Source organism: Streptomyces sp. NPDC059477 (assembly GCF_042749375.1).
Classification (GTDB): Bacteria; Actinomycetota; Actinomycetes; order Streptomycetales; family Streptomycetaceae; genus Streptomyces.
Genome location: NZ_JBHYUG010000068.1, coordinates 1 through 8,680, shown reverse-complemented (window position 1 = coordinate 8,680; position 8,680 = coordinate 1). Strand labels below are relative to the sequence as shown.

At 74.8% G+C, this 8,680-nt stretch carries 6 protein-coding genes; 5 read left to right on the top strand and 1 reads right to left on the bottom strand.

Annotated features, from left to right (window positions below; translation table 11 throughout):
• The 5 genes from ACFXAZ_RS27995 to ACFXAZ_RS27975 form a co-directional block, all read left to right on the top strand.
• The coding region (locus tag ACFXAZ_RS27995) for a DUF6493 family protein (RefSeq protein ID WP_384596832.1) at positions 1–2,185 on the top strand (2,185 nt) is incomplete at its 5' end.
• A gap of 345 nt (positions 2,186–2,530) precedes the next feature.
• The gene (gene uppS, locus ACFXAZ_RS27990; protein WP_384596888.1) at positions 2,531–3,244 is read left to right on the top strand and encodes a polyprenyl diphosphate synthase; all 714 of its coding nucleotides are present in this window, start codon (positions 2,531–2,533) and stop codon (positions 3,242–3,244) included.
• Between the two features lie 218 nt (positions 3,245–3,462).
• Positions 3,463–4,857, top strand: coding sequence for an oxygenase MpaB family protein (locus ACFXAZ_RS27985; protein WP_384596886.1), 1,395 nt, complete (start codon positions 3,463–3,465; stop codon positions 4,855–4,857).
• 318 nt (positions 4,858–5,175) lie between these two features.
• Positions 5,176–5,961: a helix-turn-helix domain-containing protein gene (locus tag ACFXAZ_RS27980; protein WP_384596830.1), complete on the top strand. Its 786-nt coding sequence runs from the start codon at positions 5,176–5,178 to the stop codon at positions 5,959–5,961.
• A gap of 410 nt (positions 5,962–6,371) precedes the next feature.
• Positions 6,372–7,337 carry an alpha/beta hydrolase gene (locus ACFXAZ_RS27975; RefSeq protein WP_384596828.1) on the top strand — a complete coding sequence of 322 codons (966 nt, stop codon included), beginning with the start codon at positions 6,372–6,374 and terminating at the stop codon, positions 7,335–7,337.
• A 16-nt stretch (positions 7,338–7,353) separates the two neighbouring features.
• Here ACFXAZ_RS27975 and ACFXAZ_RS27970 read toward each other — a convergent pair whose 3' ends face one another.
• On the bottom strand, positions 7,354–8,511 hold the full coding sequence (locus ACFXAZ_RS27970; protein ID WP_384596826.1) for a PucR family transcriptional regulator: 1,158 nt from the start codon (positions 8,509–8,511) through the stop codon (positions 7,354–7,356).
• Between the last annotated feature and the right edge of the window lie 169 nt (positions 8,512–8,680).

Sequence of the window (8,680 nt, the reverse complement as noted above, 5' to 3'; positions counted from 1 at the left end):
ACGCGGAACGCCGTGCGGCGGACTGCTCGCCGCCCTGCGCGAGGACCCCCTGACCCCGCGCATGATGCCGCACCTGATCGACACCCCCGAGCTGACCGGGCAACTGGTGTGGCAGTCCTGCCGCGCGTCGGAGCACCGCATCGACACCTGGCACGGCACCTACGCCGCCCTCGCCGCCGAAGGCGTCCTGGACCGCGCGGACCTGATGGCCACCGCCGTCACCATCCTGCTGCGCGGCACCTGGCCGCTGGGCGGTGTGCGGTTCTGCGTGGCGCTGCTGCGTGCGCTGGAGCCCACCGCCGACGAGTACGCCGCGCGCACCGGCGACTGGATCCGGATCGCCGCCGACGCCCCGTCCGTCGCCGCCGTGTACGCCCAGGAGGTGCTGCGCGGCCTGTGGGACACGGACCGGCTGACCAGCGCCCAGCTCGCCGAGACCGCCCGCGCGGTGTTCTTCCGCACCGAGAAGCAGCCGGTGCGCGGCCAGCTGTCCTGGCTGGAGGCGGCGTTGCGGCGCACGCCCCAGGACGCCCCCGTCCTGCTGCCCGCCCTCGGCGACGCCTTCGGGTACGCCGACACCACCCTCCAGCAGCGCGCCCTGCGCCTGGCCGGACGCCATCTCACCCACGCGGGCCCGGCCGCCCGCGAGGAACTGATCGGCGCGGCGGCCCTGCTGCGCCCCGGCCTCCTCACCACCGCCGCCGACCTGTTCGACGCCCCCGAACTGCTCCCGGAGCGGACCGGACCCAGGGACCGGCCACGCGACACCCTCCCCGAGCCCCGCGCGGCGGCCCCCCTGCCGCCCGCACCGCAGAGCGCGGAGGAGTTCACCGCCGAGTTCGCGGCCGTGCTGGCGGCGAGTCTGCGCAGCCGGGCCACCGTCGCGTCGTACGAGTGGGTGCTGGACGGCATGGTCCGGCTGGCCCACCGCGACCGCGAGGCCCTCGCGAAGGCGCTGGAGCCGCTGGCCCAGCGGCACGCCGACTGGCTGCACCACAACAACTGGCCCAGGTACGGCGGCTTCAACCTGCTCGCGCTGCTGGCCGCGGCGACCGGCCCGGTCAGCTCCGCCGACATCAAGCGGGTCCGCCGCGCCACGGCCCACAAGGACTGCCCCCACGCCCGCTTCAGCACCCCGTGGCGGCGCCGCCTCGCCGAGATCACCGCCCTCCTGGTCACCGGCCCCGTCCCACCCCACCTGCTGGCCACCCCCAGCCGGGACTCCGGCGAACTGCACCCCGAGGACCTGCTGACCCGCCTCCACCTGTACGTCACCCAGGGCGCCGAGCCCGCACCGGCCGACCTCGATCTCGCCCTGCTCCGGCTGCGCCACCCCGCCGACCCGGCCACCCTGGCCGACCTGGTCGCCCGCGCCCACGCCCTGGACACCCCCGAGGGCCGGCGCCTGGCCCGCTGGCTGGAGACCCCGCCGAAGCCCGCCCCCGCCGCCGAGCGCACCCTGGTGAAGTCGGCGAAGGACCGCACCCGCATCCAGCTGACGGAGGCCGCGAGCCGTGAACTCAACCGCGCGTTCCCGGCGTTGTCCGCCGTCGGCGACGGCTTCCGTCCCGGCACCCGCTACTGCGGCTGCGTGTACCGCTCCGCCCGGTACTGGGTGTCGCTGTGCCCCGACCGGCCGGACACTCTCGCCGTCCACCTCATACCGCTCCTCGCGGAGGCCGCCGTCGGGACCGAGCGCATCGACACGGGCCTGCTGCTCACCCTCGCCGAAGCGCCCGGACCGCCCGGACCCGCGCTGCATCTCGCCCTCGCCCACGGACTGAGCGCCCGCCATCCCGACGACCGTCTCGCCACGGTCGACGCCCTGCTCACCCTGGCCGCCCGCGACCTGCTCGACGCCCACCGGCTGGGCACCGACCTCGCCGAACTGCTCTCCCTCGGCGCGGTCAAGGCCAACCGGGTCGCGGACGCCTTCACCACTCTCGTCTCCGCGAACGCCCCGGCCACCGCCTGGTCCGTCCTCGCCGCACTGCTCCCACCCCTCCTCGCCACCGAGGCCGCGCCCCCGCGCGGCACCGGCGACCTCCTCGCCGCCGCGGCCACCGGAGCCGAGGAGTGCGGCGCCCGGGACAGTGCCCCCTGGCTGACGGACCTGGCCACCCGAAAGGGCGGCAGCCGCCTGCTCACGGAGGCGAGACGCCTGCACCAGGCGCTCACCGGATGACGACCGTGCCGGGGGAGGGCGGGGAGGCTAGGAGCGGGCGGGAGCGGGCGGGAGCGGGCGGGAGCGGGCGGGGGTGGACGGGAGCGGACGGGGGAGGGGCGGCTCGCGGATGAAACCGAGCGCGACCGTGCGGACCGCGCCCAGCGCAAACAGGCGAACGGTCATTTCACTCTGAAGAGTGAAGCCGGGTCCTTCGTACGCCCTCAGCGCCTCCGGCGTTGTCACACTCTCCGGGTTATCGGATCAATGGTGAGGGCGTGAGGCTTGAGCGGGCTGGAAGACACCGACGCGGTTCCCCGTCTCCCACCTCAGCCAGAGCCCCGCTCCCCGTCCCCGCCGCGCGCGGTGCCCCGGCATGTCGCCTGTGTGATGGACGGCAACGGCCGATGGGCGGCGCGGCGCGAACTGCCCCGTACCTCGGGGCACCGCGCGGCCGAGACGACGGTGATCGACGTCATCGAGGCGGCGCGGTCCGCGGGCGTCGGCTGGCTGAGCCTGTACGCGTTCTCCACCGAGAACTGGCGACGCCCCACCGACGAGGTGGACTTCCTCATGCGGCTGGTGCGCCGGGTGGTGCGCAAACACGCCCCGCTGCTGCACGCACGCGGTATCCGCTGCCGCTTCCTCGGCGTCACCGATCCGCGGATCCCGCCCGCGCTGGCCCGGGACTTCGCCGACCTCATGACCCTGACGGCGGAGAACCGGGGCATGACCCTGACCGTCGCCTTCGACCACGGTGGCCGCAGGGACATCGTCGAGGCCGCCCGGTCACTGATCCGCGACGGGGTGCCCGCCGACGCCGTGACCGAGCGGTCGTTCGCCGCCCATCTGCCCTTTCCCGACACCCCGGACGTCGACCTGGTGATCCGTACCTCCGGCGAGCAGCGCATCTCCAACTTCATGCTCTGGCAGGTCGCCTATGCCGAATGGGTCTTCCCGCCGGTGCTGTGGCCCGACTTCCGCGCGCCGCACTTCCTTGAGTGTCTGCACACCTACCAGCGACGCGACCGCCGCTTCGGCGGCATACCGACCGACCCGAACGGAGAACCGCGAGCGTGACGAACACAGGTGACGGGCCCACGGCCGAGACCGCCCCCGTGGAGGAACCCGCGCCCCACGCCTCGGCCGCACCGGCCGCCGACCACCCCGCGGCCCACCCCTGGGGCCCACCGGCCGACGCGGACGCCCCGGCCCCCGACGAGGACGCGCCCCCGCCCGTGTTCGGCCCCGGCGCCCGGTTCCACGCGTTCCTCACCGACCCCCGCTGGGCCCTCGCCATGATCCGGGCCACCGTGCTGGAGGCCGCCCACCCGCAGATCGGTGCCGCCCTCGTCGAGAACTCGACCTTCGTCACCCACCCCTGGCGGCGGCTGCGGAACACCTTCGTGAGCGTGCAGCGGATGTTCGGCCCCGACGACGACGTACGGCAGCGCGAGGCGGCGCGCCTCAACCGGCTGCACGCCCGGCTGAACGGGACCGACGCGCGCGACCGGCCGTACAGCGGCATGGACGCCGACGCGCGCGCCTGGGTGGTGGCCACCCTGTTCGAGAGTGTCGTCACCATGTGCCGCCTGAGCGGCCAGCCGCTCGAACAGCGGGCCATGGAGGAGCTGTACGCCGAGTTCCGGGCCTTCCACGCCGCGATGGGCGACGCGACGGGGCTGCTGCCCGAGGAAGTGCACGACTTCTGGCCGTACTTCGACCGGGTGGTCGAGGAGGAGCTGGAGAACACGGAGGCGGCGCGGGTCATCCTGTACAAGCTCTTCGACCACCTCCCCGCCCCGCCCGTGCTGGACGGGATACCCACCCTGTGGGCGGCTGGCCGTGCCGTCGCCGGGCCGGTCATCGGGGCGATCACCGTCGCCTCCCTCCCGGAGACGTTCCGGCGGCGGGCCGGACTGCCGGAGGTCCCCGGCGCGCAGACCCTGATGCAGAGCGCCTATCTCGCCGCCGGCCTGGCCCGCTTCCTGCCCGAGGGCTGGCTCCCGACCGAGAACCTCGCCGATCTCCTGGACCCCTCACCCGACAGCGACAGCCCGGCCGTACGGACCGTCGCGGCCCTGCGGAGCCGGATGACACGGGCCGGAGCGCTGCTGCGCCTCATGACACCGGTCGACCTGGAACCGGCCGAGCAGCCGCACACCGACCCGTACACCTCGCGGCCCCGCCCGCAGGCCGACCCGCACACCGGCCCCCGGCGCGACGCCGAGGAATTCTTCCGGCAGGTGCTGGACCAGACCGGCGACGGCCACCTCGACTGGCCCGACCTCGCCGCCATGGCCCGTGAACTGTCCACCCGCCTCGACCTGGACGAGCCCGAGGAGACCCGGCTCTACAACGCCTTCGCCGACTGGTGGCGGGAACTCCAGAGCGCCCTCGACACCGACGGCGACGGCCGGGTCAGCGCGGAGGAGTACGCCGCCGCGGTCCCCTCCCTGGCCGGTCCCGCGCTGATCAGGACCGCCGAGGTCCTCTTCGACGCCACCGACAAGGACGGCAACCAGCGGATCGACGCGGCGGAGTACCGGGCGTTGTTCCGGACGGCGTTCCACCGTGAGACGACCGCCGGGCACACGACGTACAGCCGCAGCGCGTTCATCAAGGACTTTCTCTCCTTCATGTCCGGCCGTGCCCGCACGACCCCCTATGACCAGGTGCTGGTCGATCCCTGACATCCCTCCCGCCCCGCCGCTTACCCTGGCGGCAGGGCGGGCGGCGGATGGAGCGCGTGATGAGAGAGCTGGTCTCGCAGGTCGCGGCGGTGGATCTCGCCGCCGCGGAGAGCTTGAAGGTCGTCGGGCTGTTCGACGCGCTGGTGGAGAGCCGCGCGCCCCTGGAGGGCCTGGTGCGGGCCGCCGCGGGCTTCGCCGGATCACCCGCCGGACTCCTCCACCCGGACCGGCGGCTGGCCATCCGCGTCGACACCGACGGGGCGCGCGGCGGCGGCCCGGCCGCGCGCGGAGATCGAATCCCGCTGGCCGTCCCACCCGGTGCCCGACGGCGGACTGGTCTGGGTGGAGCGCCCCGGCCCGGCCTCCCCTCGCGATCTGCTGCTCCTGGAACGGCTGGCGGTCGCCGTACGCCTCTCGCTCGACCGGCTCAGCGGCGGCCTGCCCGACACGGCCGCCGCCGTCGCCGTACTCCTGGACAGCGGTGCCTCCGCCGAGGCCCGCACCCGCTCGGCCCGCTCGCTGGGGTTTCCCGGCACCGCGCTCGCCCGCGTCCTGCTGCGCCCGCCCGGCCGGCGCGGCGCGCCACTGCCCGCGCGGACCGCCATCGTGGCGACCCCGGCCGGACCGGTACGGGCGACGGTCGCGCCGCTCTCCGAGGAACCCGGTACCGACGGCCCGGCCGGCGTGGGCACGGCCGCGCCGGTCACCGCGCTCCCGCCCACCCTGCGCGGTGCGCTCGCCGCCCTCCAGCTCGCCTCGGCCGGGCAACCCGTGAAGTGCGCCGACGATCTGGGCCTGCTGGCGTCCGTCGAGATCGCCCTCCCGCTGAACCGGGGCCTGGCGACCGCCGTCGCACGGATCGGTCAGGTGGCCGCCGAACCCTGGGGCCCGGACACCCTGAGCGCCCTGACCACCACCGACAGTGTGCGTGCCGCCGCCTCGCTGTGCGGCGTCCACCACTCCACCCTCCAGGCCCGCTGCGAACAGATCACCGCCGCCCTCGGCTACGACGTACGCGGCGCCACCGGACGCCTCCGCCTCACCCTGGACCTGACCGCGTACCGCCTGACGACCACCACCTTCGGCTACGACGAGAGCGGCTGACCGGCCGCCGGTCCGGCACACCCCGCGAGCGACCCCGGCGCCGGTCCCGCACACCCCGCGCGCACGTCCCCGGCACCGGGACTGCGGGCCCGCTGGCATCCGGGCTCCGCTGCCATCCGGGCTCCGGGCTCCGGGCCATCCGGGCCCCGAGCCACCTGGGCCCGGAGCCACTGGGAACCCGGGCCCACCTGCACCCGGCCCCGAGCCCACCCCGCGCCCGAGCCCCCGCCCACCGCCGCCTCGGCCCGCGCGGACCGTCCCGCGAACCCCACCGGTCACCCGCCACATGGCGGGTGACCGGCCCCGAACCGCGTCGTCCTGGCGGTCCCGCCGGTCCCGGCCCCGGTCGCACAGTGGGCGTACGCCGTCGTCCGGCGACTTCATCGCCCGGCAACCTCCCGGAGGCAGCCATGTCACCCGCACGTCCGCCCTACGACCCCGAGCTGAGCGCCTACCTGGAGGCGAGCGAGTTCCTCTCCGGCCTGGAGTTCACCCTGGACGGGATCCCGCAGCTCCGGGAGAGCATGTCGCAGTCCATGCCGACCCTGGACGACATCGTCGGGCCGGCCGGGCTCGAACACATCGAGCTGACCGTCCCCGGCCCCGAGGGCGTGCCCGAGGTGATCCTGTCGGTGATCCGGCGCCCCGGCGGGTCCGCGGCGGCACCCTGCGTGTACTACATCCACGGCGGCGGGATGATCATCGGCGACCGGTCCGTCGGGGCCGACTCCTTCCCGGAGTGGATCGAGCGGTTCGGGGTGACCGTGGTGTCGGTGGAGTACCGGCTGGCGCCCGAGCACCCGCACCCCGCGCCGGTCGAGGACTGCTACGCGGGGCTGGTCTGGGTGGCCGAGCACGCCGCCGAGCTGGGCGTGGACCGGGAGCGGGTGCTCGTCGCCGGGACCAGCGCGGGCGGTGGCCTGGCCGCCGCGGTGGCGCTGCTGTGCCGGGACCGGGGCGGGCCGCGGCTCGTCGGGCAGTTGCTGATCTGCCCGATGCTCGACGACCGCGACCGGACCGTGTCCACCCGCCAGTACGAGGACGTCGCGGTCTGGAACCGCGCGCAGAACACGTTCGGCTGGACGGCGCTGCTAGGCACCGCCAAGGGCACCGACGACGTCCCCGCGTACGCCGCTCCCGCCCGTGCCACCGATCTGTCGGGCCTGCCGCCCGCCTTCATCGACACGGGCTCGGCGGAGGTCTTCCGTGACGAGGACGTGGACTACGCGTCCCGTATCTGGGCGGCGGGCGGCCAGGCCGAGCTGCATGTCTGGGCCGGCGGCTTCCACGGCTTCGCCCTGTTCCGGGAGGCCACCGTCAGCCGCGGCGCCGTCGACGCCGTGCACAACTGGATGGGCCGCGTCCTGAACTCCTGAAACGCCAGGCCGCGGCTCAGCGCAGCACGTCCCCGCGCAGCAGGGCGTGCGCCTGGAAGGCGATCCACAGCTCCGTGATGTCCGCGGTCTCGGCGAGCCGCCGATCGGTGAGTTCCTCGACCCGCTGCACCCGGTACATCACGGTCTGCTTGTGGACGTTCAGCGCCGCGGCGGTGCGCTGCCAGGAGCGGCGGTTCACCAGGAACGAGCGCAGGGTGCCGACCAGATCGGTGCCGTTCGCCCGGTCGTACGCGGTCAGCGGTCCCAGCACCCGCTCCACGATCGCGCGGGCCTCCTCATGGCTGCGCAGCACGGTGAACGCGGTGTCGTCGCCGTAGCGCACCAGGCCGCCCGCCGAGGAGCGGGCCAGCGACAGCGACCACACCGCCTCGTCCCTGGCCTCGGAGAGGCGGTCCAGGGAGGTGCGGCTGCTCAGCCCGATCGGGGTGCGCAGCCCCAGCCTGCGGTGGACGGCGGACAGATCGCCGGGGCTGTCGGACAGCAGCGCCAGCAGGAGATCGCTGCGGTTGAGCAGCAGATGGGGAACGCGCCGGCGGCTGAGCGCCAGATGGAGGTCACGCTGCTCGGCGCCGTTCTCCTGCGGCACCGCCAGGACGACCAGATCGTCGGGTGGCAGCCGGTGGGCGGCCAGTTCCTCGCGGGCCGCGTGCGGGTCGACCCGCGCGTCGAGCAGCTGGGCCAGCAGCTCCGAGCCCAGCCGTCGCTCGTGCTCGCGCAGCATGCCCTGCCGGGCCGTCTCGACGGCCGCCGCCGTCGCCAGGTGGTGCAGCAGCGAGGTGTCCATGCCGGGCAGCTCGACGGCGACCAGTACGGTGGGCTCCTCGGCCGGAACCTCCACCGCCAGGACATTCGACACCCCGGCGGCCCCCAGTCCCGCCCGCTCCCCGGACCCCCCTGAACCGGAACCTTCTGAACCGGACCTCTCCGAGCCGGACCCCCTCGAACCGGAACCCCCTGGCACAGACAGGTGCAGCACGCCCGGGATCCGCCCGTTGTGATCGTTCACCGCCGTGAGCAGCGCCTGCCGCAGCGCCGGCTCGGGAGCCACGCCCTCGGGGTCCACCGGATGCGCGGTCGCCGTGTCCAGGAGCAGCAGCCGGCAGCCCAGGTCACGGCCCAGCCGGGCGGTGGGCGAATCACCGGCGCGGTCCACGAGGCTGTCGCGCAGAGCACCGTAGATCTTCTCGATCTGCCCGAAGCGCGCCGACGCCTCCCCGGTATTGGCGTGGGGGGTAGGGCGGGGGGGGCACCCCCCACAGCGCTGTGATGACGGGGGGGTGAACGCACGCCCCAGGGGGGGGGGTCGGCGCCGGGGGTGAGAC

What these genes read in the sequence shown, in the direction of transcription:
- ACFXAZ_RS27985 (WP_384596886.1), top strand. Translation starts at nt 3,463, where the DNA reads ATGATCCGGGCCACCGTGCTGGAGGCCGCCCACCCGCAGATCGGTGCC.
- ACFXAZ_RS27975 (WP_384596828.1), top strand. Translation starts at nt 6,372, where the DNA reads ATGTCACCCGCACGTCCGCCCTACGACCCCGAGCTGAGCGCCTACCTG.